Annotated in this window: 28 protein-coding genes and 1 tRNA gene; 14 read left to right on the top strand and 15 right to left on the bottom strand. The window is 71.4% G+C overall.

All coding sequences use genetic code 11. The annotated features are described in order from the left end of the window. Nucleotides 1–108: 108 nt before the first annotated feature. From OG598_RS24755 to OG598_RS24740, 4 genes are all read left to right on the top strand, one after another. Nucleotides 109–438 carry a YbaB/EbfC family nucleoid-associated protein gene (locus OG598_RS24755; protein WP_007454690.1) on the top strand — a complete coding sequence of 110 codons (330 nt, stop codon included), beginning with the start codon at nt 109–111 and terminating at the stop codon, nt 436–438. Nucleotide 439: 1 nt separating this feature from the next. Continuing rightward, a complete protein-coding gene (locus tag OG598_RS24750) occupies nt 440–745 on the top strand; it encodes a type VII secretion target (protein ID WP_328651297.1) in 306 nt (101 codons plus the stop codon). Continuing rightward, nucleotides 745–1,425, top strand: a complete 681-nt coding sequence (locus OG598_RS24745) for a hypothetical protein (RefSeq protein WP_328651296.1) — start codon at nt 745–747, stop codon at nt 1,423–1,425. Before OG598_RS24750 ends, OG598_RS24745 begins: the two co-directional genes overlap by 1 nt. Before the next feature lie 343 nt (nt 1,426–1,768). Next, nucleotides 1,769–2,608: a PSP1 domain-containing protein gene (locus OG598_RS24740; RefSeq protein WP_238684762.1), complete on the top strand. Its 840-nt coding sequence runs from the start codon at nt 1,769–1,771 to the stop codon at nt 2,606–2,608. Between the two features lie 160 nt (nt 2,609–2,768). Here the strand turns inward: OG598_RS24740 and OG598_RS24735 are convergent, their stop codons facing one another. After that, a complete protein-coding gene (locus tag OG598_RS24735) occupies nt 2,769–4,463 on the bottom strand; it encodes a metallophosphoesterase family protein (RefSeq protein ID WP_328655423.1) in 1,695 nt (564 codons plus the stop codon). A gap of 204 nt (nt 4,464–4,667) precedes the next feature. Between OG598_RS24735 and OG598_RS24730 the strand changes: the two genes are divergently transcribed. Then, a tRNA-Thr gene (locus tag OG598_RS24730) sits at nt 4,668–4,741 on the top strand. 32 nt (nt 4,742–4,773) lie between these two features. Here OG598_RS24730 and OG598_RS24725 read toward each other — a convergent pair. From OG598_RS24725 to OG598_RS24705, 5 genes are all read right to left on the bottom strand, one after another. Further along, nucleotides 4,774–5,025: a tyrosine-type recombinase/integrase gene (locus OG598_RS24725; protein ID WP_328651295.1), complete on the bottom strand. Its 252-nt coding sequence runs from the start codon at nt 5,023–5,025 to the stop codon at nt 4,774–4,776. 51 nt (nt 5,026–5,076) lie between these two features. Beyond that, complete coding sequence (locus tag OG598_RS24720; RefSeq protein ID WP_328651294.1) at nt 5,077–6,372, bottom strand: MFS transporter; 1,296 nt, start codon at nt 6,370–6,372, stop codon at nt 5,077–5,079. Nucleotides 6,373–6,675: 303 nt separating this feature from the next. Next, on the bottom strand, nt 6,676–6,894 hold the full coding sequence (locus OG598_RS24715; protein WP_328651293.1) for a hypothetical protein: 219 nt from the start codon (nt 6,892–6,894) through the stop codon (nt 6,676–6,678). A 79-nt stretch (nt 6,895–6,973) separates the two neighbouring features. Continuing rightward, nucleotides 6,974–7,849, bottom strand: a complete 876-nt coding sequence (locus OG598_RS24710; protein ID WP_328651292.1) for a patatin-like phospholipase family protein — start codon at nt 7,847–7,849, stop codon at nt 6,974–6,976. A gap of 84 nt (nt 7,850–7,933) precedes the next feature. Beyond that, on the bottom strand, nt 7,934–8,578 hold the full coding sequence (locus OG598_RS24705) for a class I SAM-dependent DNA methyltransferase (RefSeq protein WP_328651291.1): 645 nt from the start codon (nt 8,576–8,578) through the stop codon (nt 7,934–7,936). Between the two features lie 71 nt (nt 8,579–8,649). On the opposite strand from OG598_RS24705, the gene OG598_RS24700 reads away from it, so the two are divergent. Both OG598_RS24700 and OG598_RS24695 read left to right on the top strand, forming a co-directional pair. Continuing rightward, the gene (locus tag OG598_RS24700; protein ID WP_328651290.1) at nt 8,650–9,057 is read left to right on the top strand and encodes a VOC family protein; all 408 of its coding nucleotides are present in this window, start codon (nt 8,650–8,652) and stop codon (nt 9,055–9,057) included. Nucleotides 9,058–9,088: 31 nt separating this feature from the next. Then, nucleotides 9,089–9,643, top strand: coding sequence for a DUF4240 domain-containing protein (locus tag OG598_RS24695; protein ID WP_328651289.1), 555 nt, complete (start codon nt 9,089–9,091; stop codon nt 9,641–9,643). Nucleotides 9,644–9,658: 15 nt separating this feature from the next. On the opposite strand, the gene OG598_RS24690 is transcribed toward OG598_RS24695, so the two are convergent. After that, nucleotides 9,659–10,276: a pyridoxamine 5'-phosphate oxidase family protein gene (locus OG598_RS24690; protein ID WP_328651288.1), complete on the bottom strand. Its 618-nt coding sequence runs from the start codon at nt 10,274–10,276 to the stop codon at nt 9,659–9,661. A gap of 165 nt (nt 10,277–10,441) precedes the next feature. Between OG598_RS24690 and OG598_RS24685 the strand changes: the two genes are divergently transcribed. The 3 genes from OG598_RS24685 to OG598_RS24675 are packed head-to-tail and all read left to right on the top strand — an operon-like array spanning nt 10,442 to nt 12,611. Beyond that, entirely contained in the window at nt 10,442–10,945 is a 504-nt protein-coding gene (locus OG598_RS24685; protein WP_328651287.1) for a DUF2231 domain-containing protein, read from the top strand. After that, complete coding sequence (locus OG598_RS24680) at nt 10,945–11,496, top strand: Hsp20/alpha crystallin family protein (RefSeq protein WP_328651286.1); 552 nt, start codon at nt 10,945–10,947, stop codon at nt 11,494–11,496. Before OG598_RS24685 ends, OG598_RS24680 begins: the two co-directional genes overlap by 1 nt. An 8-nt stretch (nt 11,497–11,504) precedes the next feature. Next, nucleotides 11,505–12,611, top strand: coding sequence for a glycosyltransferase family 9 protein (locus OG598_RS24675; RefSeq protein WP_328651285.1), 1,107 nt, complete (start codon nt 11,505–11,507; stop codon nt 12,609–12,611). A gap of 1 nt (nt 12,612) precedes the next feature. Here the strand turns inward: OG598_RS24675 and OG598_RS24670 are convergent, their stop codons facing one another. Together OG598_RS24670 and rfaE2 are read right to left on the bottom strand one after the other, a co-directional pair. Beyond that, the gene (locus OG598_RS24670) at nt 12,613–13,491 is read right to left on the bottom strand and encodes a glycosyltransferase family 2 protein (RefSeq protein ID WP_328651284.1); all 879 of its coding nucleotides are present in this window, start codon (nt 13,489–13,491) and stop codon (nt 12,613–12,615) included. Continuing rightward, nucleotides 13,488–15,323 (bottom strand): D-glycero-beta-D-manno-heptose 1-phosphate adenylyltransferase, encoded by a 1,836-nt coding sequence (gene rfaE2, locus OG598_RS24665; protein WP_328651283.1) that lies wholly within the window; start codon nt 15,321–15,323, stop codon nt 13,488–13,490. The genes OG598_RS24670 and rfaE2 overlap by 4 nt, the downstream gene beginning before the upstream one ends. 181 nt (nt 15,324–15,504) lie before the next feature. Here rfaE2 and OG598_RS24660 point away from each other — a divergent pair, with 181 nt between their 5' ends. Both OG598_RS24660 and OG598_RS24655 read left to right on the top strand, forming a co-directional pair. After that, entirely contained in the window at nt 15,505–16,050 is a 546-nt protein-coding gene (locus tag OG598_RS24660; protein ID WP_328651282.1) for a type 1 glutamine amidotransferase domain-containing protein, read from the top strand. A 205-nt stretch (nt 16,051–16,255) separates the two neighbouring features. Further along, a complete protein-coding gene (locus tag OG598_RS24655; RefSeq protein ID WP_328651281.1) occupies nt 16,256–17,932 on the top strand; it encodes an MDR family MFS transporter in 1,677 nt (558 codons plus the stop codon). 64 nt (nt 17,933–17,996) lie between these two features. Here OG598_RS24655 and OG598_RS24650 read toward each other — a convergent pair whose 3' ends face one another. Next, a complete protein-coding gene (locus OG598_RS24650) occupies nt 17,997–18,629 on the bottom strand; it encodes a TetR/AcrR family transcriptional regulator (RefSeq protein WP_328651280.1) in 633 nt (210 codons plus the stop codon). A gap of 125 nt (nt 18,630–18,754) precedes the next feature. On the opposite strand from OG598_RS24650, the gene OG598_RS24645 reads away from it, so the two are divergent. Next, nucleotides 18,755–19,789, top strand: coding sequence for an aldo/keto reductase (locus tag OG598_RS24645; protein ID WP_328651279.1), 1,035 nt, complete (start codon nt 18,755–18,757; stop codon nt 19,787–19,789). Nucleotides 19,790–19,824: 35 nt separating this feature from the next. Here the strand turns inward: OG598_RS24645 and OG598_RS24640 are convergent, their stop codons facing one another. Next, nucleotides 19,825–20,316 carry an NUDIX domain-containing protein gene (locus OG598_RS24640; protein ID WP_030334282.1) on the bottom strand — a complete coding sequence of 164 codons (492 nt, stop codon included), beginning with the start codon at nt 20,314–20,316 and terminating at the stop codon, nt 19,825–19,827. Nucleotides 20,317–20,387: 71 nt separating this feature from the next. Between OG598_RS24640 and OG598_RS24635 the strand changes: the two genes are divergently transcribed. Continuing rightward, nucleotides 20,388–22,022 (top strand): fatty acid--CoA ligase, encoded by a 1,635-nt coding sequence (locus OG598_RS24635; RefSeq protein WP_328655422.1) that lies wholly within the window; start codon nt 20,388–20,390, stop codon nt 22,020–22,022. A 183-nt stretch (nt 22,023–22,205) separates the two neighbouring features. Here OG598_RS24635 and OG598_RS24630 read toward each other — a convergent pair whose 3' ends face one another. From OG598_RS24630 to OG598_RS24615, 4 genes are all read right to left on the bottom strand, one after another. Further along, on the bottom strand, nt 22,206–23,216 hold the full coding sequence (locus tag OG598_RS24630; RefSeq protein ID WP_328651278.1) for an NADPH:quinone reductase: 1,011 nt from the start codon (nt 23,214–23,216) through the stop codon (nt 22,206–22,208). A gap of 28 nt (nt 23,217–23,244) precedes the next feature. Continuing rightward, nucleotides 23,245–23,898, bottom strand: a complete 654-nt coding sequence (locus OG598_RS24625; protein ID WP_328651277.1) for an HAD family hydrolase — start codon at nt 23,896–23,898, stop codon at nt 23,245–23,247. Between the two features lie 32 nt (nt 23,899–23,930). Further along, complete coding sequence (locus OG598_RS24620; protein WP_328655421.1) at nt 23,931–24,758, bottom strand: SCO6745 family protein; 828 nt, start codon at nt 24,756–24,758, stop codon at nt 23,931–23,933. Nucleotides 24,759–24,947: 189 nt separating this feature from the next. Beyond that, a complete protein-coding gene (locus OG598_RS24615; RefSeq protein WP_328651276.1) occupies nt 24,948–25,616 on the bottom strand; it encodes an FKBP-type peptidyl-prolyl cis-trans isomerase in 669 nt (222 codons plus the stop codon). Between the last annotated feature and the right edge of the window lie 65 nt (nt 25,617–25,681).

Genomic DNA, 25,681 nt, shown 5'->3' with positions numbered 1-25,681 from the left:
CCGTTGTCCACAGGCATCGACAGGCCCGATTGCGGTGCGGTACGGTCCCTGTGCCGTGGTGACGGTGGCACCACACTGAGTGATGGATCACCCGGGAGGAGTCGGCCGATGCCGCGGGGGGAGATCGACGAAGCCTGGATCGAGGAGGCGGTGCGACGCTACCGTCGGATCGAGTCCCTCCAGGCCGAGTTCGACCAGGCGGTGTCGACCGTCGAAGTGACCGTCCGCTCGCCGGATGGCCTGGTCGAGGTGGTGGTCACCGCCGGTGGACGCATCACCGACGTCCGGTTCCTCGGGCCGCTGCACACCCGCAGCCCGCGCGACGTGGCCGGTTCCGTGCAGGCCGCGGTCACCGCGGCGGCCGACGCCGCCGAATGGGCCCGGGAAAAGCTGCACAACGAGACGTTCGCCGCCTACCGACCGCTCGCGGGGGCCTGAGATGGACACACTGCGCGCGCTCTCCGCCCGACTGGACGAGGCGAGCGCCACGCTCACCGTCGTTTCGCACACAGTCACCGCCAGCGATCCGGCCCAGACCGCGTTCGGCGCCGACGCACCCGGCCGCCCGGGCGAGATCGGTCGGGCACTGCACCGGCAGTGGGCCACCGCCACCGACGACCGGGCCCGGGAGGCCCGCGCCGCGGCCGGTCGACTGGCCGCCGCCGCAGCGGCCGTACGCGAGGCCGCCGACCGCTACGCCGAGGTCGACCGGGCGGCCCGTCGCCGACTCATCGGGGAACCGTGATGGACGCGCTGGACCGGCTCGCCGAGCCCGGCCTCGACCTGCTCCGCCGGGTGGACAGACTGATCGCGGCCGGCGTCCCCGAGGGGCACCGGGTCTGGCCGCTGCTGCGCCGCATGCAGGTGCTGCCGGGCGACGCGGTTCGCAGCTTCCTCGACCTGCACCCGGTGCCGCTCGCCAGCGCCGGCCACGCGGTGCGCCGGCTCGTCCGGGGGTACGACGACGTCTCCGCCGCGCTCACCGACTCGGTGCTCTGGTCCGGGCCGGCCGCCACCGCGTACGGGCAACAGCGGGCAGCGCTGCTACGCCACCTCGACGAGGGACCGGACAGCCTGGTCGGGCGACTCGAATCCACAGCCGGTTACGCCGACGCCCTCGCCGACTGGGTGGAAGGCAGCCGTCTCGCGCTGGCCCGCACGTTGGCCGACGTGCTCCGCTCGGCCGAAGCGGTCGCCGTGGTCGCCGCCACCGCCACCGGTGCGTCGACGCGCCCCGGGCCGGTCGGGCCCGGAGTGGCCGACGCCGCCGAGATCGCCGCACGGGTGCTGGCGGTGCTCTGCGTCGCGTACGACGGTGCGGAGACGCTGCTGCGTCAGTGGGCGCCGAGCCTGGCCGAGACCGCCTGGCGTCCGCCAACGGACGGACGACCCCGCTACGACCAGCCCACCCGGGTCGGCTGGTAACCGAGCCCGGCCCTCCGGCCGTGGCGGTGTTGCACCGGACCCCGGTCCTCTGGCTGTGGCCGCGTCGCCTCGGACAGGCCACGGCGTCGCTCGCGGGCGCTCGACCTGAAGCCGACGCCCACGGCGACGCCGTGGTCTTCCCCCTGCACCCCCCGCAGGTCTGCCTCCACTCAACGCCGCCGAGGCACGTCTTGTCTCCTGCCCGGCCGAGGATTCAACCGTCCGGGCGAGTCGCAACGGCACGACGGGACGCCCGGCAATCGGTCGAGTCGACGGTCATGAATGGCGGCGGGGCGTGGCCGGCCGCTGCGCTTCGCGGCGTGACCCGTCGTAGGGTGGGGGGATGGGCATGCTCTGCGCGGTCAGCTTCAACCGGTACGGGCGGCTCTACTACCTCGACCCGGGTGAGTTGCGTCCGCAGGTGGGCGACCGGGTGCTGGTGCCCACCGATGACGGGCCCGAGGTGGCGGAGTGCGTGTGGGCCGCGCAGTGGGTGACCGAGGAGACCGACGGCTTCCCCCGCCTGGTCGGGCTGGCCGGCGACGACGACCTCCGCCGGGACGAGGCGTTGCGTCGGCGCAAGGCCGAAGCCAAGGTGGCCGCGAAACGGCTGATCCGCTCGCACGGCCTGCCGATGAAGGTGGTGGCGGTCGACCATGTGCTCGGCTCCGCCGAGAGCGGCGGTGAGCGCAGCACCGTCTACTTCACCGCCCCGCACCGGGTGGACTTCCGTTCCCTGGTCCGCGACCTGGGCGCGACCCTGCACTGTCGGGTGGAGCTGCGCCAGCTCTCCGCACGCGACTCCGCGCGGGTGCAGGGCGGCATCGGCTCCTGCGGTCGGGACCTGTGCTGCGCCACGTTCCTCACCGACTTCGAGCCGGTGACCATCCGGATGGCGAAGGACCAGGACCTACCGCTCAACCCGCTGCGCATCTCCGGCGCGTGCGGACGGCTGATGTGCTGCCTCAAGTACGAGCACCCGCTGTACCAGCGCTTTCAGGAAACCGCCCCGGCGGTCGGCAGTCGGGTTTCCACCCCCGAGGGTGACGGTCGTGTCGTCGGCCACAGCGTCCCGAGAGACGCGGTGACGGTACGCCTGGACGCGGACGGCTCCCGCTCAATGTGCTCGCGCGCCGACGTCTGCGGTTCCCGCCAAGCCCACGACCAGCAATACACCCCCTAACCCCGGCCCGTCCCGCTCCCCTTCCCCGCCGGCCCCGGCTCCCGGGCGTCCGTCCCGCCCGCCCCTCAGCCCAGTTGATCAAGAAGTTTGCGTCAGAAATCGCGTCTCTCGTGACGCAAACCTCTTGATCAACTTGGGGAAGGGGGGTGGGTGGGGTGGGTCAGTGCAGGACTTTGGGGGGTTCGGTTAGGTGGGGGGTCAGGGGGGACTTGGGGATCAGCCAACTCTGGGTGGGCGACTGGTCGGGGTTCACCTGCCAGTCGCGGGAGACCCGGTCCACCCCCAGCGGGTAGATGGTCAGCGTGCCGTCCGGGTCGATTCGCAGTCGCAGGAACGACTTCGAATCCTCGATGCCCTGGCCGGCGAAGAGCTCATTGACGTTCACTCCGAAAGACCCCGCCACCAGCAGGTACGCCGCGACCAGTTGACTGGCGACCAGACCGATCACCGGGCCGTAGAGCACCGCTGCGGCGACCGCCGGCAGCGGCCACGGCCAGTCGTAGAACGGCAGCGCCAACCAGACCCAGGTGCCGGCCGCCGCCAGGGCCACCTGCGCCACGCCGTGGCCGACACCGAGGATCCAGTGCCGGGCGTGACGTTTGCCGCTCGCGCTCGGCGGCTTGGCGAACAGGGCCGCCGCGATCACCGTCACGAGCACCATCACCACCAGCGGGACGCTGAACAGCCGCTGGTTGGTGCTGTCGGCCCAGTTCGCCGTCGCACCGGCCATCGCCAGCATCAGCAGGGTGTGCAGGGTGCCGAGCAACGTGGTGAAGCCGGGGTTGCGGAACGGCAGCCGGGGAAAGATGCCCCAGCCGTAGCGGCGCGACCGCGCGGCGTCCGGGTAACGGGCCACCAGGTCGTACGGCTGCGCCGAGCTGGCCTTGCGGGTCAGCGTGTCCCGCGGTGGCACCTCGATGCGCTCCGGCAGCTTGTGCGTGGGGTAGAGGTACGCGCCGCCACCACCGCAGGTGATCAGCTCCCGGTCCGGCCCGGAGTAGCGGGCGTAGTGGTGCAGGTCGCCCGAGAGCAACAGCCGCACCCGCGCCCCGGTCGGGTCGATGATCGTGCGGATGAAGTAGTCGATCGAGTCGTACGCCGTGGGGTTGTCGGCGGCCTTGACCCAGGTCGGCGCTGGCGCCGCGATGATCACCTTGGACTCCGGCCCGAGCCGCCGGGCCACCTCGTCGAAGTAGGCCAACTGCGGGTCGTCCAGGTACGAGCCGGACTGGTCGTCCACACCGAGCAACCACCAGTCGGCCGGCAACTCCACGGCGAAGTACGACCGGGACTGCCCGGTGCCCCAGCCCGCGAAGTTGCGGTCCCGGGAGCGGACGAACAACCGCAGGAACGCGGTGAGGCCGTCGTACCAGTCGTGGTTGCCCGGCACCGCGAAGAGCGTCGGCTTCTCGGCCGGCGCCACCGGCAGGGCGGCCTGGTAGGGGCCCTTGCAGCGGTCCTCGTACGCGGCGTAGGCCGCCGACGGATACACCTGGTCGCCGCCCATCACCAGGGTCTGCGCCCGGGGCAGGCGGTGCCCGTCGACGGTCAGCTCGGGCTGCGCCAGCAGGTACGCCACCGAGTAGGTGGCATTGAAGCCGTCACCGAGGTCGGCCACGTAGTCGAGCCAGAGCCCGCCGTCCGGCCCGACCTGGCGGAAGACGCCGTCGCCGAACGCGTTCTGCAACTCGCGCTTGTCGAGGTACGCCCCGAAAAGCACCGCCAGCAGCGTCCGGATGCCGGTGCTGATCAACAAAAACGGCGCCAGCCACGGCACCGGCTTGCGCGGCGTGAAGCCCAACTCCAGCGGGTCGGTGCTGCGCGGCCGGTGGGCGGCGCGTTCACCGGCCGGCACGCGGTCAGGGCGTTCGGTCGTGTCGTCCTGACGTTCGGGGTGGTCGCGTTCGTCGCTCACCCGCCGCAGCGTAGTCCCGGACCCGATCATCCGCTGTCCGGTAAGCGTCCAGATGGCGGCCGATGTCCGGTTGGTGCTGGCCGACGCGGCGGGGGTATCCGGTTCGGTCGGTGCCGCCGGGGTGCCGTACACTTGCTGATCGTTGCCGCCTTAGCTCAGTCGGCTAGAGCGACGCACTCGTAATGCGTAGGTCGACGGTTCGATTCCGTCAGGCGGCTCGGTACGGAAGCCCAGGTCATTGGCCTGGGCTTCACCGTTTCCCGAGGTCGACGACACCGCCACCGGCCGTGCCAGTCCGCAAATAGTCCGCATCCCGCGCCGCGACCGCCTCGTCCAGCCGGTTGGCGACCGCGTCCAGGTCGTCACCGAACAGCCCCGCGTACACGTCCAACGTCATCGACGCCGAAGCGTGCCCGAGCATCCGCTGAACCGCCTTGACCTTCGCACCCGTCGCCACGGCCAGACTCGCCGCCGTGTGTCGTAGGTCGTGCGGAGTCAGCACGCTCTTCCAAACTGACGGTGCGGCTGGCCCCGAGGAAGTCTTGCTGCCGGGTCAGGCGCGGGCTGCTGATTCGGCGGGCGTGGTGGCAGGGTCGTCATCCGGTCCACCGTCGGGTGACGGGGCCTGCGCTCTGTCGGCAGCGCGGGCGGGAGCTACCGCCTGTAGCCGGCGGACGTCCCGGCTGGCCAGCATGCCGAGGACGGCGAGCACCACCAACGTGGCGAGGATCAGCAGCGTGTCGCGGGTGCCGATGGCCGCGGCGACCGGTCCGACCGCCACCTGGCCGAGTGGGATGGCGACCCATGACCCCAACATGTCGTAGGAGTAGACGCGGGCCAGTCGGTCGGCCGGGATGTGTTGCGCGATTGACGTGTCCCAGGCGACGGCGAACTGTTCGACGGCGATGCCGACCGCCAGTCCGGCCGCAAGGAGTACGACGATGGTGGGCGCTAGGGCCAGCCCCAACAGCAGGAACGACTCGGCGAACATGCAGGCCACCCCGAGCAGCAGTAGCCGGCGCACCCGGATCCGCAGGGCGATCAAGCCGCCGACGACCATTCCGGCGGTTTCGGCCGCCAGCACCACGCCCCAGGCGCTACGGCCGATCGTCTCGTCCGCGACAGCCGGGCCGAGCACGTTCACGCCGCCAGCGAGGGCCGCGTTGAGGATCATGAAGCCGAGCACCACCACCCAGACCCAGGTCCGCGCGGTGAACTCGGTCCAGCCCTCGCGCAGGTCGGCGACGATGCTCGTGCGGGTGCTCGTCGCTGCCGGCGCAGCGACCCGGACTCCGGTGAACGCCATTGCCGCGATAGCGAAGGTGAGCGCGTCAACGGCGAGGCCCCAGCCGGGCCCGACGGCGGCCACCAGGAGGCCACCGAGCGCGGCCCCGCCGATCATGCCCGCGTTGATGCCGAGCCGGATGAGCGCGTTGGCCGGCTGGATCAGCTCCGGCGGCACGGTCTGCGGCGTCGCGGCGGCCGAGGCTGGCTGGGCCAGGGCGCTCACGATGCCGTTGGCTGCACCGAGCGCCAGCAGCAGCGGGATCGTCGCCGTGCCGGTGAGCACCAGGGCGGCCACCGCCGCCTGGGTCAGCGCAGCCAGCACATTGGAGCCGACCAGGACCAGCCGGCGCGGAATCCGGTCGGCCACCACCCCGCCGAAGAGTACGAACAGCACGGTCATCAGCGATCTCGTGCCGACCACCAGGCCCAGGTCGCGCACCGAGCCGGTCAGATCGAGGACGGCGAAGGCCAGCGCGATGGGCGCGACACCGTTGCCCAGCATGTTGACCAGCCGGCCAGTAGCGAGGTAGCGGAACGCGCTATACCGCAGCGGAGCCAGCATCAGTCCTCCATCGGGAACAGGACAACGAAGGTCCAAGTAAGCGGTGATCGACGCACGGGTGGTGGAAGGGACAGGCGTAATGATCGGCTTACCGTGCCGTCCGGTCGAGCGATTCTTTCGACAGCAGAAGTGACCGCGCAATTTGGTTGACCAGGTCGACGGGGCGGGCATCTTGATCTCGTAATGCGTAGGTCGACGGTTCGATTCCGTCAGGCGGCTCGGTACGGAAGCCCAGGTCATCGGCCTGGGCTTCTGCCGTTTCCTGAGGTCGCCGGCAGTCTGGCGTAGCGCCGAACGGGCTTTCTACCGCAGCATGTCGACGTCGCCGGTTTCCTGATCGACAGCCACCCGCAGCGGCCATCCGAAACTCACGACGTGACAACGCCGTACACCGGTCACTGTCGCCACCTGCTCGACTGTCACCCCCTGCACGCTCGGCGGTTCGCGCGGATCCTGACGCTCGGTCAGGCGGCCGGCCAGGAATCGCATCGCGATCTGGACGGCCTCATCGGTGTCGACCACGAGCCGACACTACGTAGTGAAGGCTCAGGCCGGCCATGGCCTCCGTCGTCTTCGGACCCGCCGGCCGCAGCGCGGGGTGTCAGCCTCGCGCTTCCGGCCCCGGCATTGTCTGGGCAAGGGCGGCGGCCACTCGGGGCGCCTCGCGTCGGCCCTGATCGCGGGCTGCGGCCACGAGCGCGGGCACGACGGATCGGTCCATCACGCTGGTCCCCTGTGCTCGTTTGGAGGCCGGGTCCCGGAGCAGCACCTCCACCCGGCGATCCGTTCCCAGCGCGGCTCGCTGCTTGTCGATGCGCGCCCAGGGTCCGATGGCGGCGGTGCTCGGCGCGAGGGCGATGACCGGGCCGTTTCCGGGGGCGAGGTCGAGGTTGAGTGTCGACCGCATGCCGCCGTCCATGTAGCGGCGGTCGCCGATGCTGACCGGGGCCGCGGAGATCGGCATGGCGCAGCTCGCGGCGACGGCGTCCACCAGGGGGACGCCGTCGTGCCTGGTGATGGTGCGGCTGGCGCCGGTCTCGGTGTCGACGACCAGGATGCGAAGGTCCACGTCGTACGGCCAGGCATGGTTGGGCAGGCGGGCCTCGACTATCCGCCGCTGCCGGGACGGGTCGTCGATGCGTGCGGCGAGGGCAAGTCGACCGAGGCGGCGAGCGGCCTGCTCGGGGTTGCGCGCGAACAGTTGTGCCCGCGCGAGCCGAAGCAGGTGGAGGAGGCCCGGTGCGGGTGAGGTTTCGTGGGCGACACCGCCGCGCTGGCGCTCGAAGAGTTCCGCGAGGGGGGTGCCGCTGGAGAGCTGGGCGCCCACAACAGCACCGGAGCTGGTGCCGATGAGGACGGCATCCGGGGCCACTGTCACTCCCTCGTCCGCGAGCCCGGTGAGGATGCCGACCTCCCAGGCGATGCCGGCCACTCCACCGCCACCGAGCACCCAGACGGGCCGCACGTCGTCCGTCATCAGTCGCCCCATTCGACGTCGAATACTGCAAACGCTGTACGCAGTTGAGGCTAGCAGCGGCGGGAGAGGATTGACAACGGGCGATCAGGGCTCCCGTCGTCCGACGATGACGCCGCCGAGCCGGCTCTCCGCCGAGGTGACTGTGGTCTGCGAGTCGATCGTGAAGCCGCTCTGGCGTAGCAAGGCCGCCACCTGCGCTGGCTGCCGACGGTGGACGTGCACGTTCATCGGGTGCCCGCCGTAGCCCTCGGTCTTGACTGTCGTTTCGTCGCCCACGTGGAAGCCGAGCAGCAGCGGGCCACCGGGGCGCACCACTCGCCGGAAGTGGGCCAACACGACACCGATCTGGTCGTCGGGGATGTGGATGAGGGAGTACCAGGCGACCAGGCCGGCGACCGAGTCGTCGGCCAGATCGAGGTCGGTCATCGAGCCGACCTCGAACCTCAGCTCCGGGTGGTCACGGCGAGCCACGTCGATCATTCCGGGCGAGAGATCGATCCCGAAGGCGTCGACGCCGAGCGTGTGCAGGTGGGCGGTGATTCGCCCCGTCCCGCAGCCCGCATCCGCTACCGGCCCGCCGCCGGCACCCTGTACGAGTTCGGCGAACGAGGCCAGGGCGGCTCGTTCGTACGGTGCCTCCGCCAGGAGGTCACGTACCAGGTGCGCATAGCTGACCGCGACCGTGTCGTAGGAGGTGCGGGTCGCTGACAACCAATCGTCTACGGTCACGAGGCCAACGCTAATTCAGCGGCACACTGATGCCTGACCGTGCCGAACCGACAGTTTGGAGGCATCCACCAATGACTTCCGCGCCGGTGATCGTGAGTTTGCCCATCGCCGACCGGGCTACCTCCTACCGCTTCTATCGGGACGGGCTCGGCCTCGACCCCGTGGGTGAGTTGGCCGACGACGGCATCCCGGAGCCGTTGCAGTTCGTGATCAACGACGGGCTCCGGCTGATGCTCATCCCGACCGGTGGCTTCGGCTGGGTGATCGGCCGGCACGAGGTCGCCCCGAGGGGCCAGAGCGAATGCCTGTTCAACCTTGGTGTCGCTTCCCCGACCGAAGTGGACGCGCTCGTCGAGCGGGCGCGCGCCGCCGGGGCCGAGATCATCACCGAGACGGCAGACCAACCCTGGGCGTACGCGGGCGTCTTCGCGGACCCGGACGGTCACTTGTGGATGGTGTCCGCCGGTTCGGAGTCCTGAAACCGTCGGTGGTGGTGGTTACGGTCCGACGGTGACCGTGACCACCGATGCCCCTGGGACGCTGCCCACCCCCGCCGACGAGGCCCGGCTGTGGGCACTCGTCGAGGCGGCCTGGGCCGAGTTGGGCGCCGAGCCCTTGGCGCTGCGACAGGCCCTCATCGAGCGCGACCCCGCTGGCGACCACGGCGACGACGATGACGCCCCCGCTTACGCGATCGACGCCTGGCTTGATGCCTTCCTGGACCACCTCGGGCAGTTGACCGTCGAGCTGACCGGGCCGGAGTTGACGGATCTCGACCGGGTGGTGGAGCGCAAGCTGCACGACATCGATCGGGAGGACATCCACGAGGTGACCGACGGGTCGGACGACGGCTTCCTCTACGCCCGGGGTTTCATCGTGGCCCTGGGGCGGTCGTACTACGAGGCGGTCCTCGCCGACCCCGCGATGGCGCTGCTGGACGCCGACTGCGAAGGCATGTGCTACTTCTTCGCGCACCTGCACAACGACCGGTTCGGTTCGTGGCCGGAGACCGGCTCCGGGATCTCCCGGGAGTCGTTCGGCAACCCGGCCGGCTGGTCCGCCTGATCGTTGCCATCCGCGCTAGGCGTAGATCTTCGTGGCGTACGCCGGGCCGTAGTGCTGTTCCAGGTCTTCGAGGCTCTCCGTCGGGGCCTCGACCTCCTTGATCAGGCGTGCTCGGGACGGCAGCGCCTCGGGTTGCCAGGTCTCCGGCCGCCACAGCGCGGATCGCAGGAACGCCTTCGCGCAGTGGTAGAAGATCTGCTCGATCTCCACCACCACGGCGAGCACCGGCCGGTGCCCCTTGACCACCATGTCGTCGAACCAGGACGCGTCGCTGACCAGGCGGGCCCGCCCGTTGATCCGCAGCGTGTCGGTCCGCCCGGGGATCAGGAAGAGCAGCCCGATGTGCGGATTGTCGAGGATGTTGCGGTAGCCGTCGGCCCGCTTGTTGCCGGGCCGCTCGGGCAGCGCGATGGTCGTGTCGTCCAGCACCAGGGCGAACCCGGCCGGGTCGCCCTTGGGCGAGACGTCGCAGCTGCCGTCCGCGCCGGCCGTGGCCATCAGACAGAACGGCGAGGCACCGAGCCACTCGCGGTCCCGTTCGTGCAGCCGGGTGCGTTCCTTGTTGGCGGCTCGCGTGCTCGGCGCGCCGAGAAGCTCGCGCAACTCCTCGTGCGAGGTGATCTCCACCGTCACGTTGATCCTCCCTCAGCCGTTGACCCGGTGGCGGGCACCACCGTCGTCAGCCTAGGCCGCCGTGACCAGCGCGAGGTTTGTGCCTGGTCGCCGGGGGTACGGCCTCACCGACGCGCCCGCCGCACGAGACCGTTCCGCAGGACGACGACCAGTGGAGGCCGGGAGATGGAGAGCCGACTCAAGGTGCTGGGTCACCCAGTCCATCCGATGCTGGTGATGTTCCCGGTCGCGCTGCTGGCCACGGCGGTGCTGTTCGACGTGGTGGACACCGTCGGCGGTCCCGACTTCCTCGGCGAGGTCGCGTACTGGAACATCACCGTCGGCCTGATCGGCGGCCTGCTCGCCGCGGCGGCCGGCACATTCGACCTGCTGGCGATCCCGACCGGCACCCGCGCCAAGCGGGTGGGTCTGCTGCACGCGGGTGCCAACGTCGCGGTGATCCTGCTCTTCGCCGCCGTGTGGGCGGTGCGGCTCAACGCGGATTCCCGGGCGGCCGGCGGGGCACTGGTCGCCATCGAGGTGGTCGCGCTGGCGATTCTCGGCATCAGCGCCTGGCTCGGTGGCGAGTTGGTCGACCGGCTCGGTGTGGGCGTCGACATCGACGCCGGCCTGGACGCGCCCAGCTCACTACGGCCGCCGACGGCCGCCCAGCGGATCGGAGAGGTGTGATGAGCGAGCAGCAGTTCGGCGGCTTCGGCCGGGGGTGGCGGGGCAACCGGCAGCAGGGCTGGGACCCGATGGGGGAGTTGCAGTCGCTGCGCTCCGAGTTGAGTCGCCTGGTCGGTGGTCGCGGTGGGGCGTCCGACGTCGAGTTGACCGAGACCTCGGACGGCTGGGAGGTCGTCGTCCGGCTGCCCGGAGTGGCGCCGGAGGAGGTGGCCGTCGAGTTGGACGACCGCGAGTTGTGCGTGCGGGCCCGCTCGGAGGCGGAGGTCAACGCCGACCAGGGCATCCCCGGCGGCTTCGAGACGCGCGGCTTCGAGTACCGGGTCAACCTGCCGGCGCGGGTCGACCCGGACAGCATCGACGCGGTGATGGACCACGGCCTGCTCCGGGTCCGGCTGCCGCGGGCGACCCGGCCCGCGCCGCGCACCATCACCGTCGGCCGCACCGGGCCGCGCTCCGGCGACCTCTCCACGGGTACGCCGATGCCAGCCGATCCGGCAGCGGACCGGGAGTTGCACCGCCCGGACACCGCCGGCGAGATCGACCGGCCGTAGCGGCCCGGGTGGTCACCCCGTCCGTGCTCGGCCCGACGGCCGAGCGCCTTCCCGACGTGCGGCGGATCGCCGTGCTGCGCGCCAACGCGCTCGGTGACTTCATCTTCGCCCTGCCGGCGCTGGACGCGTTGCGCAGCGCGTACCCGTCGGCGGAGATCGTGCTGCTCGGGGCGCCGTGGCACGCGAAGCTCTGGCGCGACCGGCCCGGCCCGGTGGACCGGGTGCTGGTGGTGCCGCCGGCGGCCGGCATCCGTACGCCGGAGCCGGGCGAGCCGGAGTCGTCGATCGACGACTTCGTGGCCGCTGCCGCCGGTGCGGAATTCGACCTGGCGGTGCAGATCCACGGCGGGGGTGCCAACTCCAACCCGCTGATCGGTCGGCTCGGTGCCCGGTTGACTGTGGGCCTGCGCGCCGACGACGCGCCGCCGCTGGACCGCTGGCTGCGCTACGTCTACTACCAGCACGAGGTGATCCGCTACCTGGAGGTGGTGGCGCTGGCGGGAGCGCCGGCCACTACGATCACGCCGACGCTGGCGGTGACCGACGCAGACCGGGTCGAGGCGGCCCAGGTGCTCGGCCCGGCGAGCCGTCCCCGGGTGGCGTTGCATCCGGGTGCCACCGACACGCGCCGCCGCTGGCCCGCCGAGCGCTTCGCCGAGGTGGCCCGTGCGCTGCACGAGGACGGCTACGAGGTGCTGGTCACCGGCACGCCCTCCGAGCAGGAGGTGGTGGACCGGGTCGTCGCTGCGGCGCAGGCGCCGGTGCGCCCGCAGGTGGGCACGCTCAGCCTGGGTGGGCTTGCCGGCTGCTACGCCGACTGCGCGTTGGTCGTCTCGAACGACACCGGCCCGCTGCACCTGGCCGCCGCTGTGGGCGCGCCCACCGTGGGCATCTTCTGGGTCGGCAACCTGATCAACGGGGCCAGTCCGCTGCGCGGTCGGCACCGGCCGATCGCCTCGTGGACTGTGCACTGCCCGGTCTGCGGTGTCGACTGCACACCGGGCATCTATCCGCACCGGCCCGGCGACGGTGACTGCCCACACCGGGACTCGTTCGTGACCGACGTACCGGTGATCGAGGTGCTGGAAGCCGCCCGGGAGTTGCTCACCCGGTAGGTCAGGCCGGCTGCGGGGTGTCCTCGTCGGCGAGGACGACCTCCCACGCCTCCACGTCCCGGTCGGTGACAGTGGTGGGGGACTCCAGGTGGTACGCGCCGCTGGGCAGGATGCCCGCGCCGCCGTAGCGGGACAACACGGCGAGCTGCGCGGCAACGTCCTCGCCCTGGTGCTTCTCCTGCACCCGACGCCAGAAGTCGAAGCCGCCGGCGTCGACGAGCTTGGCCCTGTCGTAGAGCACGCACCCGCCGATCCAGGAGACCTTGTACGCCCGCCACGCCCCCGGCGGCAGCGCCAACTGCTCGGTGATGTGCAGCAGGTTCGCGGCCGAGTGGATTCGGGCCCGGTTCCACTCCGGGGTGTCGGGTCGGATCCGCTCCGGTGTGGGCGGGCCGGCCCACTCCTCGTAGTGGCGGTGCGATTCCGGCCGCACGTCGTCGGTGTACGAGAGCCCGTGCACGCCGTTGCCGACGAACCCGCAGCCCAGCTCACCGATCGCGGTGACCAGTCGGTGCAGCGCACCCGGTTCCAGCCAGATGTCGTCGTCGAGGCTGAGGACGTACCGGGCGGCCGAGGCGGCGAGCAGGTACGCCCGGTGTTCGGCCAACCCTCGTCGGGGCAGCCGGCGGGTCAGCAGCACCGGGTGACCCCGGTGTCGCAGCGCCCGGACCATGGTGGCCGCGGCGGGATGCGTGTACGCCGGATCCCCGTCGGACTGGTCGCTGACGACCACGCCGAAGCCGGGTACCCCGTCCTGGGCGGCGAGCCCGCCCAGGGTGACGGCCAGCTCGGCGGGCCGGTTCCGGGTCGGGATCAGCACGTCCACCAGCCGGTCGGCGCGGAACTCCTCCGGGGTGCCGAGGTCCAGGGGGCGGTTCACGACGCCTGGGTGCGGGTGCGCAGCGACGGGTCGGGCTCCCGGTCGTCGATGTGCGGCGACGGGTCCTGGCTGTGCGACCGGATCCGCTCGATGATCGCGGAGGTGGACCGGTCCGGCACGTACCCCAGGGTGCGCACCTGGCCGCCCAGCCGGCGCACCAGCGGCGCCTCCGGCACCAGCTCCGGCGGATAGTCGCCGCCCTTGACGTACACGTCCGGTCGGACCGCCTCGATCAGCGCGGCCGGTGAGTCCTCCTCGAAGACCACCACGTGGTCCACGCAGGCGAGCGCGGCGAGGAGGGCACCCCGGTCCTCGACCGGGTTGACCGGCCGGTCCGGGCCCTTCAGCCGTCGTACGCTGCCGTCCGAGTTGACCGCCACGATGAGCAGGTCGCCCAGTGCGCGGGCCTGCTCCAGGTAGCGCACATGCCCGCGGTGCAGCACGTCGAAGCAGCCGTTGGTGAAAACCACCGACCGTCCCGCCTCGCGGTACTCGGCGACGATCGCGTCCAACTCGTCGCCGCCGACCAGCGCGGGGTGGCTCGTGGTGTCGGTCGGCTGATCCAACGCGGCGAGCAGGTCGTCCCGTCGGCATACGCAGGTGCCGGTGTCCGAGACGGTGATGGTGGCAGCTAGTTGGGCGAGTTGCGCGGCGGTGGGCAGGGGCGCGTCGGCGGCCAGGGCCAACGTCATCGCCGCCAGGTACGCGTCGCCGGCGCCCACGGCGTGACTTGCCGGCACCGGAGTGCTGTGGCTGCGTCGTGGCTCCCCGTCGGCGCCGCCGACCACAGCGCCCTCGGTGTCCAGGGTCACCGCGACCACGTCGGCGCCGGTGTGCGCACGCAGCTCGGCCAGCCGCGACTTGGCCAGGACGGCCCGGTCGACGCCCTCTCCGGCCCGGGTGTTCACTGTGACGCCGGTGCCGGTGACGCTGAGCCCGTCACCGGTGAGGGCGACCCGTCCCTCGCCCGGGGTGGGCTCGCCGACCGGCCCCGGGCGGTCGGCCCGGCTCAACTCGGCGGCGGTGTCGTCGGCGCGTACCGCCCCGGGGGCCGCGCCGGCGGTCATCTCGGACGGTCCGTCGACGGGGTCGCCGTCCGGGTGTTCCAGGTGCAGTTCGGTCCCGCCGGTCGGTCGGGTCGTACCGCCCGCGCGGGCCAACAGCCGGGTCGCCTCGGCGAAGCTGGGGGTGACCACCGTCGGCGCGAGGCCCCGCCAGTCGGCCAGGTCGTGGGCATCCAGCGCGACAGTGGCGTACCGCTGGCGGTTCTCGACCAGCCACGCGCGGACCGGCGCGGGCAGCGCGCCCAGGCCGTAGTCGCAGACCACCAGGGTCGGCGCCTCCCCACCGGCGGCGGCGCGCAACTCCTCGGTGGCGCAGCTCAGGGCGGTGAGCAACCGGCTCACCCCGTCGTGGTCCAGGGCGTCCTCCGGGTCGCCGGAATCCTCACGCAGCAGGATCTGGTTGCCGGCCAACATCCGCCGCTTCACCGGGGTGGGTCGCCCGGGTTGGTTGACGGTGCGGTCCCAGACGCTCGCGCGGTCCAGGCAGTCGTGCAGTTCGTCCCCGGCGACGTCGGCGCCGACCGGTGCCACCAGCACCGCCCGGCCGCCGAGAGCGGCGACGTTGACGGCGGTGTTCGCGGCTCCACCGGCGGCGGAGATCCGCCGCCGCAGGGTGAGGACCGGGGCGGGCGCCTCCCGGCAGAGCCGGTCGGAGTCGGCGAACCGCCATTCGTCCAACATGGCGTCACCGACGATCAGGACTGGGCGTCCGAGCCAGCTCTCCACGACGCTGGCGAACCGGCGCTGCTCCGCTGCTGCTCCTGCCATGCCTCCCCGGGTCCCCAGCGGCCTGGCGGACAAACCTGCGCGCCGAGCGGTCCGCCGCTGGTCAGGGGGTCTTCGGTGGCTCCGTGACCGGTCCGAGCCGGTCCGACACCTGTCCGACCTGTTTCGGGCGTTCGAGGGCGGGAAGGGGATTGAGGTACCCCCGGAAAGGAGATGTACCGAGATGGCAGCGACATTGCAGGGCAAGCGGATCGCCTTCCTGGCCGCCGACGGCGTCGAGGAGGTCGAGTACGTCCAGCCACGCGAGGCGGTCGAGACCGCTGGCGCGACGGCCGAGCTGGTCTCGCTGAAGCCCGGCTCCATCCAGTCCTTCAACCACCTGGACCACTCCAAGACGTACGACGTGGACGTGACAGTCGACAAGGCCGACGCCGCCGGCTACGACGCGCTGGTGCTGCCCGGAGGGGTGGCGAACCCGGACTTCCTGCGGGGCGACCCGGACGCGGTGCGGTTCGTGAAGGCGTTCTTCGACGCGGGCAAGCCGGTCGGGGTGATCTGTCACGGCCCGTGGACGCTGATCGAGGCGGACGTGGTGCGCGGCCGGCGGATCACCTCCTGGCCCACCCTGCGTACCGACCTGACCAACGCCGGAGCCACCTGGGTGGACGAGGAGTGCGTCACCGACGGCAACCTGACCAGCAGCCGCAAACCCGACGACCTCCCCGCCTTCTGCGCAGCAATCACCAAAACCTTCACCACAACCCCCTAACCCCTCAGACCCGGCCCTCCCCCCGGGGCCCTTGCCCCGGTGATCAAGAGGTTTGCGTCAGGAACGCCGTGCGTCATGACGCAAACCTCTTGATCAACGCCAGGAGGCGGGGGCGCTGGGGGCGGGAGCGCGGAGCGGGTGCGGTACCGGGTTGGTTTTTTGGTGGTTCGGCGCATGTTCTGCGGCTCGCGGGATAGAAGGCCACATGACCACCGAAGCCTCGGATGTGCCGGTGCTGAACCGTCAGCAGATCCGGCTGCTCATGTTGGGCCTGATGACCGGCATGCTGCTGGCCGCACTCGACCAGACCATCGTTGGTACGGCGCTGCCGACCATCGTGGGCGAGCTGGGCGGGATCAACCACTACTCCTGGGTGGTCACCGCGTACCTGCTCGCCTCGACCGCGTCGACACCGCTCTACGGCAAGATGGCCGACCTGTACGGGCGTCGGCCGGTCTTCCTCTTCTCGATCGGCACGTTCCTGGTCGGGTCGTTGCTGGCCGGGCTGTCACAGAACATGACCCAGCTGATCGTCACCCGGGGCATCCAGGGTCTCGGCGCCGGTGGTCTGCTGACCCTCGCGTTCACCATCATCTCGGACGTGGTGTCACCCCGGGAACGTGGTCGGTACCAGGGCCTGTTCGGCGCCGTCTTCGGGATCTCGTCGGTCGCCGGCCCGCTGGTGGGCGGTTACTTCGCGGAGACCGACTGGCGGTGGATCTTCTACATCAACGTGCCGCTGGCGATCCTGGCGATCGTCGTCTGCTACCACGTGATGCGGTTGATCCCGTTCGAACGTCGGGACCACTCGATCGACTGGCTCGGCGCCGGCCTGCTGGTGGCCGGGGTGAGTTCCCTGCTGCTCGCGCTGAGCTGGGGCGGCAACGAGTACGCCTGGGGCTCCGGCGTGATCATCACGCTCTTCGTCGTCGGTGCGGTGCTGGGGGTGCTCTTCGTCCTCCAGGAGGCCCGGGTGGCCGAGCCGATCCTGCCGTTGCGGCTGTTCCGGAACGCCACCTTCGCGTTGGCCAACTCGGCCCTGCTCATCATCGGTCTGGTGATGTTCGGTTCGATCATCTTCATCCCGCTGTACCTGCAGATCGTGAAGGGCGCCTCGCCGACCCGCAGCGGTCTGCTGATGCTGCCGATGATGGCCGGCATCATCATCACCTCGATCCTGACCGGCCGCGCGATGACCCGGATCGGCCGGTACAAGTGGTTCCCGGTGGCCGGTTCGGTGACCCTCCTGGTCGGCATGTTCCTCTTCACCCAGTTGGAGGTGGCCACCTCGCTCTGGGTCGCGTTCGGGTTCATGGTGGTGATCGGCGTCGGGCTGGGCCTGTGTATGCAGTCGCTGATCCTGGCGGTACAGAACGCGGTCTCGGTACGCGACCTGGGCGCCGGCACCTCCTCGGCGACCTTCTTCCGGTCGCTGGGCGGTTCGTTCGGGGTGGCGATCCTCGGCACTGTGCTCTCGTCCCGGCTGACCGGCGGGCTCGCCGACCGGTTGCCCGGCGCGATCGCGCAGCTCCCGCCGCAGGAGCAGGCCGCGGTGGCGGCGAGTGGCGGCGCCAACATCTCGATCAACGACCCGGCCACCATCCTGGCCCTGCCGGGGCCGGTGCGCGCTGCCATCCAGGGCGCCTTCGTCGACGCGCTGGACATGGTCTTCCTGACCGCTGGCCTGATCGCGATCGTGGCGGTGGTGGTCACCCTGACGCTGCCCAACACACAGCTGCGGGGCGCCGGCCCGAAGGGTGCCACCGGTGGCGCCGACCCGCTCGGCGGGGAGGCCCCGGCTCCGGGCGGCAAGCCGTTGACCCGCGAGTCGAAGGAGGAAGCCGCCGCCGACATGGAGGCCAAGTCCCAGACGATGATCTGAGCGTCTCGACACCGACCGCCCCGGACCGCTCCGGGGCGGTCGGCGTCAGCCGAGCCACAGGTGGTCAGGCGGGGCGGCGGTAGGCGCCGTACCACCAGGTCGCTGCCAACTCCCGGGCGGCTGCCGCGTCGGTCTCGGGGTCGGCCGAGGTGGTGCTGACGTGGTCGGCGAGGAAGCGGTCGCCGCCGACCACGATCAGCCGGCTGGCCGTCGTCACGTCCAGGTCGGCGGGGGTACGCCCGGCCTGCTGCTCGACCCGGAGCGCGTCCTCGGTGCGACCCACGAACTGCTCCAGCCCGGCCGCCCAGAACTCCCGGACCACCTCGTCGTACGCGGCGACCTCGCTGACCGCGGCCAGCACCGGGGCGTACGTCCGGTATATCCGGATCACGTCGGCAAAGACCTCGGTGAGCCGCGCGAGCGGGTCGCCGGGGCCGCCCGGGTCCCACTCGCCGGTGCGGTCGAACGAGCTCTCCCGCATGGTGCCGGCGAGGCGCATGAGCAGTTCGGTCTTGTCCCGGAAGTGGGTGTAGAAGGTCGACCGCGCGACGCCGGCCTCGGCGGCGATCCGCTGCACGCCGAGGTCGGTGAAGCGGATCCCCTCCTTCAGGAGCCGTTCGGTGGCCGCCAGCACCCGCGCTTCCACGGCCGCGCGTCCGTCGGGGTTGCGCGGGCGGCGGCGGGTGATCGAGGGCATAGCCGGAATCCTAGGTGGCCGGGGGTCGGGTCGGCGACGTACGCTCGTTGCCGGACACAGTGTCCGACATAGTGACCACGGAGTGCCTGACCTCGGCCTCCGACCCATCATGAGGAGCAACACACGTGAAGTACCGACTGCTGGGCACCACCGGGGTGTACGTCTCGGAGATCTCGCTCGGCGCGATGACCTTCGGCGGCAGTGGGCACCCGCTCTGGGGCACCCTGGGTGGGCTGGCGCTGCCCGAGGTGCAGCGGCTGGTGGACACCGCGCTGGACGCGGGCGTCAACTTCGTCGACACCGCCGACGGCTACAGCGACGGCGAGAGCGAGGAACTGCTCGGCAAGGCGCTCGGCAAGCGGCGACGCGACGTCGTACTGGCGACGAAGGTGCACTCCCGGACGGGCCCCGGCCCGAACGACGTCGGCACCTCCCGGCTGCACATCATGCAGAACCTGGAGGACAGCCTGCGCCGACTGGGCACCGATCACATCGACCTGTACCAGATCCACAACTTCGACCAGATCACTCCCATGGAGGAGATGCTGCGCGCGCTCGACGACGCGGTCCGGCAGGGCAAGGTCCGCTACATCGGCGCCGCGAACTTCGCCGCCTGGCAGATCTCCAAGGCCCTGGGTATCTCCGCCCGGGAGAAGTTGGCCGGGTTCGTCTCGGTGCAGGAGTACTACTCGCTGCTGGGCCGGGACGTGGAACGCGACGTGGTGCCGATGGCGCTCAACGAGGGTGTCGGACTGACCGTCTGGAGCCCGCTCGCCGGTGGTTTCCTCTCCGGCAAGGTCAGCCGGGACGGTGCCGTCGCCGACAGCGGCGCGCGTAGCGCCCAGCCCGGTTACGCCAGCTTCACCCCGTTCGACCCCGAGCACGCCTTCGGGGTGGTCGACGTCCTCAAGGGTGTCGCCGAGCGGCACGCTGTGAGCCCGGCCCGGGTGGCGGTCGCCTGGTTGCTGTCCCGACCGGCCGTGACCAGCGTGATCGTCGGTGCCCGCAAGCACGATCAGTTGGTCGACAACATCGCCGCCTCGGATCTCACGCTGACCGAGCAGGACCTCACCGAGCTGGACGAGGCCACCAAGCTGCCCGTCGCGTACCCGAACTGGATCCAGGAAGGGTTCTTCGCCGGGCTCCGGCTGCCGCAGTGAGGCACGGCCCCGGGGTCGGTGGCTCCGGGGCCGCACTACTTGAGGATGAGCCGGTTCGTCTGCTCGAAGACGTCCAGGTCGGCAAGGGTCTCGATGACCGACGTGGAGAGTGGGGCGGGAAACCGGTCGCGGGCGAAGAAGCCGGCGTCGGTGGTCTCGTCGGTGACCCGGGCCAACTGCCCGTCCCACTCCTCCACCTTGAACGCCGTCGTGAACACCTGGTACGTGTGGCCGTACATGTTGGTGCTCGTCCGGTCCGGGCCGGTGTAGAGGGCGAACGCGCAGACCCGCAGCGCGCGCAGCCCGGTCTCCTCACGGACCTCGCGTACCGCGCAGTCGGCGATCGACTCGCCCAGCTCCATCGCGCCGGCCGGCATGGCCCACTGGCCGTTGTCCGAGCGTTTGATCAGCAGAATGCGTCCGGCGTCGTCGTTGACCACGGCACGGGCGCCGACGAACATCAGCGTCCGGTCCCCGGCGAGCGCGCGCAACTGCCCCACGTACGAGTCGGCCCAGGAGATGCTCACCTGCGACAACTTACGGGGGTTCCCAACGTGTGACCGCCGACACTAGCTTGTTACCCATGCGTAGCACGATGATGGACGCCCCTCTGCAGATCTCCCGGATCCTCGACCACGGTGCAGCGGTGCACGGGACGGCCGAGGTGGTCACCTGGACGGGTGCCGAACCCCGCCGGATGACGTACGCCGAGGTGGGCCGGGCCGCCGCTCGGCTGGCACACGGGCTGCGCGACGAGTGTGGGGTGACCGGCGACGAGCGGGTCGCGACCTTCATGTGGAACAACAACGAGCACCTGGTCGCCTACTTCGCGGTGCCGAGCATGGGCGCGGTGCTGCACACGCTCAACATCCGGCTCTTCCCCGACCAGGTCGTCTACATCGCCAACCACGCCGAGGACCGGGTGGTCCTCGTCGACAGCACGCTCATCCCGCTGCTGGCCCGGGTGATCGGTGAGCTGACCACCGTGCGGCACGTCGTGGTGGTCGGCGGCGGCGACCCGGCGCCGCTGGTGGCGGCTGCCGGCGACCGGATCACAGTGCACCACTGGGACGCGTTGCTCGCCGACCGGCCCGACACGTACGACTGGCCCGAGGTGGACGAGCGCGACGCCGCCGCGCTCTGCTACACCTCGGGCACCACCGGCAACCCGAAGGGCGTGGCCTACTCGCACCGGTCGATCTATCTGCACTCGTTGCAGGTCTGCATGCCGGAGGGTTTCGGTCTCGGGCCGACCGACCGCGAGCTGGCCATCGTGCCGATGTTCCATGCCATGTCGTGGGGCCTGCCCTACGCGGCCTTCCTCTCCGGCGCGTCGCTGATCATGCCGGACCGGTTCCTCCAGGCCGCGCCGATCGCCGAGATGATCGCCGCCGAGCGGCCCACGCTGGCCGGCGCGGTGCCGACCATCTGGACCGACCTGCTGGCCTACCTGGACACCCACGACGTGGACACCTCGTCGCTCGGTGAGGTCATCGTCGGCGGCTCGGCGTGCCCGCCGGCGCTGATGCACGCGTTCGACGAGCGGCACGGGATCGACGTCATCCACGCCTGGGGCATGACCGAGATGTCCCCGCTGGGGTCGGTCTCGCGCCCGCCCGCGGGTGCGACAGGTGAAGAAGCCTGGCGCTACCGCTACACCCAGGGGCGGGTGCCGGCCGGCGTGCAGGCGCGGATCGTCGGCCCGTCGGGCGACCCGATGCCCGCCGACGGCACGGCAGTGGGCGAGTTGGAGGTCCGGGGGCCGTGGGTGACCGCCCGGTACGTCGGTGACGACGCCCCGGACGAGGAGAAGTTCCGCGACGGCTGGCTGCGTACCGGCGACGTGGGCACCCTCTCGCCGGACGGGTACATCAACCTGACCGACCGCGCCAAGGACGTGATCAAGTCCGGCGGTGAGTGGATCTCGTCGGTGGAGTTGGAGAATACGCTGATGGCCCACCCTGCGGTGCTGGAGGCGTGCGTGGTGGGGGTCCCGGACGAGCGATGGGACGAACGCCCGCTGGCCACAGTGGTGGTCCGGGAGGGCGCTTCGGTGACCGCCGAGGAATTGCGGGACTTCCTGGCCGGGTCGGTGGCGCGGTGGCAGTTGCCCGAGCGCTGGGCGTTCATCGACACGGTGCCGAAGACGAGCGTCGGCAAGTTCGACAAGAAGGTCGTCCGTTCGCGGTACGCCGAGGGCGAGCTGACTGTCCGGGAGCTGACAGCCCCGTAACGTTTTCCCCGGCACTGTCGCCTGTTGGGGCGGGAGTACTCCTGAACCCTCCCCAGGGGCGGCCCCGGCGTTCGCACCGCGCCGGGGCCGCCCGCTCCACGCGGGGTGACCCGCACCGTCATTGTTGCGAAAGTTGTTCGCTTCTGTCCTGCTGACGGGGAAATCGGGTGGTCAGCGACCCGATCAGGCGTCGCTGGTGGTGATGAGCACCTTGCCCACCGTCGAGTCCTCCACCGCCTGGTGCGCCGCGGCCGCCTCCGCCAGCGGGTAGTAGTGCAGCGGCAGGCCGGCGTCCGCGCCGACCCGGATGCCACCCTGGCTGGCCGCCGCCGCCACGTCCTTCACGCCCTGCGCCTTGGCCGCCTTCGGCTCGGTGTAGACCAGGACGAACTGCCAGCGGGCGTTCGGGGCCATCATCGCCCGGATCGGGATGCTCACCTCGTCCCCGCCGTCGTCGGCGTACATGCAGACCGCGCCGCCGTGCCGCAGCACCCGTACGTCGACCGAGGCGTTGCGGGCGGGGGAAACCTCCACGATCGTGTGGACCCCGTCGGGGGCGATCTTGTGGACTTCCTCGACCACGTCCTGCTCCCGATAATTGATCACGAAGGAGGCGCCGGCCGAGGCTGCGAGCTGCGCCTTCTCCGCGCTGCTCACAGTGGCGATCACAGTGGCGTCGGCCCAGCGGGCGAGCTGGATCGCGGCGTTGCCGACCGCGCCCGCGCCGCCCTGCACCAGCACCGTGTGATCCGCCAGCGCGCCGGCCCGCAGCGTGTCCGGCATGAACTCGCCAGCGGTCAGACAGCGGTGCGCGGTGAGGAACGGGATGCCCAGGGCCGCGCCCAGCTCGAACGGGGCGGCGCCGAGGCGCACCGCCTGCCGGACCGGCACCAGCGTGTACTCCGCCGTCGTGCCCCACTGTCGCTGCCAGGCGGCCTCCCAGACCCACACCCGCTCACCGATCAGGTCGGGGTCGACCCCCTCGCCGACCGCCTCGACCACCCCCGCGCCGTCCTGCCCGGGAATCTGCCACCCGTTCGGTGGGGCGTTGCGGCGGGACTTCCAGTCGGTCGGGTTGACCCCGGAGACCGCCATCCGCACCAGGACCTCTCCCGCACCCGGCTCGGGCACCGGGCGGTCGACCAGACCGAGCACCGAAGGGTCGCCGTTGCGCTCGTACACGATGGCCTTCATCCGTGGTCTCTACCCGGCTCGATCCCTGTCAACCCAGCTCGTCCACCAACTCCGGGGTCAGCTCACCGATCGCGTCCAGCGACACCACCGCCAGCCCGGCGGCGTCCGGGTCGAGCGGGTACGAGCCGTGCGGCACCGCCACCACCCGCATCCCCGCAGCCGCGGCGGAACGCACCCCGTTGGACGAGTCCTCCACTGCCGCACACCGGGTCGGGTCGACGCCGAGGCGCTGCGCGACGCTCAGGTACACGTCCGGTGCGGGCTTGCCCCGCTCGGTCTGCTCGGTGGAGAGGGTCGCGCCGAACGCGTCGGTCAGGCCGGTCGCGGCCAGCGCCGCCTCGATCAGCCGGGTCGGCGACGAACTGGCCAACCCGAGCGGCCACCGCGCGGCCAGCCGGCGGACGACCTGGTCGGCGCCGTCGATGAGGGGTACGTGGTCCCGGTAGCGGCGGGTCATCTCCTCGACCACCTCGACGGCGACCTGCTCGGCGGTGCGGTCGACGCCCAGCTCTCCGCTGAGGTAGTGGGCCCACTCGCCGGTGCTCATCCCCATGAGCCGGCGTTGCGTGTCCGGCTGCCACGTCCCGCCGTGCGCCGCCACGTACGCCCGGCGGACCTCCTCCCACACCGGCTCGGAATCCACGATCACGCCGTCCAGGTCGAAGACCACCGCATCAGTCACGGGCCTATCCTGCCCGACCGGTGGGCGCCCGGTCAGCCGGGCAACGCGGGCAGACCGAGCGGGCTGCCCTCGGGAAGCAGGGTGTGACCGGACCGGGCGATCGGCTCCAGCAGCTCCCGGAGCCGGTCCGTGTCGTGGGCGCCGAGCGCCTGCCACGGGTGCGCGGCGGCCCGGTCGGTGGCGTCCTCGATGGCCTGGAACTCGGCCCGGGCGTGGTCGGTGGGCGCGCCGTCCCCGGTCAGCCAACCCCGCTCGGTGAGCCGCTCGCGGGCGGCGTGCCACTGCTCCTCGGACCAGCCCCGGCCCAGCAGGTACTGCGGCGACGAACCGTCCAGCGCGACCCGCCCGGTCAGCGTCTCCACCGGGTCCAGGCCGGCGGCCACCAGCGCCGCCACGTGCCCGTCCCCCCGGTGCTCGCGCAGCGTGGTGGCGGCCTGCCAGAGCCGCGCCAGCGGGTACTCGCCGGCCGGGAGGGCCGCGTTGGCAGCGCCGAGCACCCGACCGGCGGTCTGCGCCGCCGAGGCGGCCCGCTCCAGCAGGTCGGCGGCCTCCACCAGGTGCGACTCCGGAAGCTCGTAGGTGAGCTCGGCGAGCGCCTGCACCGCACCGGTCAGACGGGCGCGCAGCGCCTCCTGCGGGGTGGCCAACCGCCACACCGCCGGCAGCGCGCGGGCCACCATCGGCGGCGCGAAGTTGAAGAAGGCGGCGATCACCGGGGCAGCCTCGGCGGCGCCCAGCGGCGCGGCCCGGCCGGCGAAGTAACCGCGCCAGTAGCCGCGCAGCCCGACCGCCTCGTACGCGGCCCGGGCCCGGGGGTGGAGGTAGGTGACGGTGTGCACCGGCTCGAAGTACGCCCACATCGACCGGGCCGTCCGCCCAGGCTCGTCCAGCGCCGTCACATGCACCTCCGCGTCCCGGTTCCGGATGCTCACCCCGGGCGGCGAACCGCCCGGGGTGACGCCGAACCTACTGCCGCTGGGTGACGGGCCGGAAGCCCCATGTGAACAACTCCATCGCGTCCCGGCGACAACCGGGACGACCCGGACAGGTCACTGGGCGGCGAGCACGTCCACCACGAAGCGCAGCGGACCCTCGGGAGCACCCTTGGCGGCGGCGTCCTTGCCGTAGGCCAGCTCCGACGGGATGTCGAGCTGCACCCGGCTGCCCACTGTCACCCCGACCAGGCCCTGGTCCCAGCCCGGGATGACCCGGCCGACGCCGATCGGGAAGGTGGCCGGCTGCCCGGCCTTCCAGGAGGAGTCGAACTCCTTACCGTCCTTGTAGAACACGCCCACGTAGTTGGTGGTGATGTTCTGGCCCTTCTGCACGGCCGGGCCCTTGCCCTTGATCACCGGGGTGACAGTGAGCTTCTTGAGGTCACCGGTGCCCGGCGTCACCGCCGGCTTGGTGCCCAGCGCCGGGTCGGCGCCCTCGGGCAGCTGCGGAGCGGGGGGCGCACCGGCCTCGTCGGGGGCCGGGGCGGAGGCCGAGGGGGTCGCGTCGGCCTGGGTCTTGGGCTTGTCGTCGCCCCCGCCGATCGTCACGAAGACACCGATCAGCACCCCGACCACGGCGACGGCGGCGAGGCCGCTGGCCCACGCGTTGCGCTTGCGCCTCGCGTCGGCGGCCTTCTTCTCCGCCAACTGGGCGGCCAGGCGGCGCCCCGACTTGGTTGCCGGGCTCTGGTCCGGGCCCGTCTGCTGCGTCCGCTCGCTCACGTCGTCGACTCCCTGCTGCGAAGTGTGGCCGGCACCCGGTGCCGGGGGGAAAGCCGACGCACACG

Origin of the sequence: Micromonospora sp. NBC_00330, assembly GCF_036136635.1 — a bacterium.
Lineage (GTDB): Bacteria > Actinomycetota > Actinomycetes > Mycobacteriales > Micromonosporaceae > Micromonospora > Micromonospora salmantinae.
Note: the sequence above shows the minus strand (reverse complement) of the source record. Positions and strands in the feature narration are given on the sequence as shown.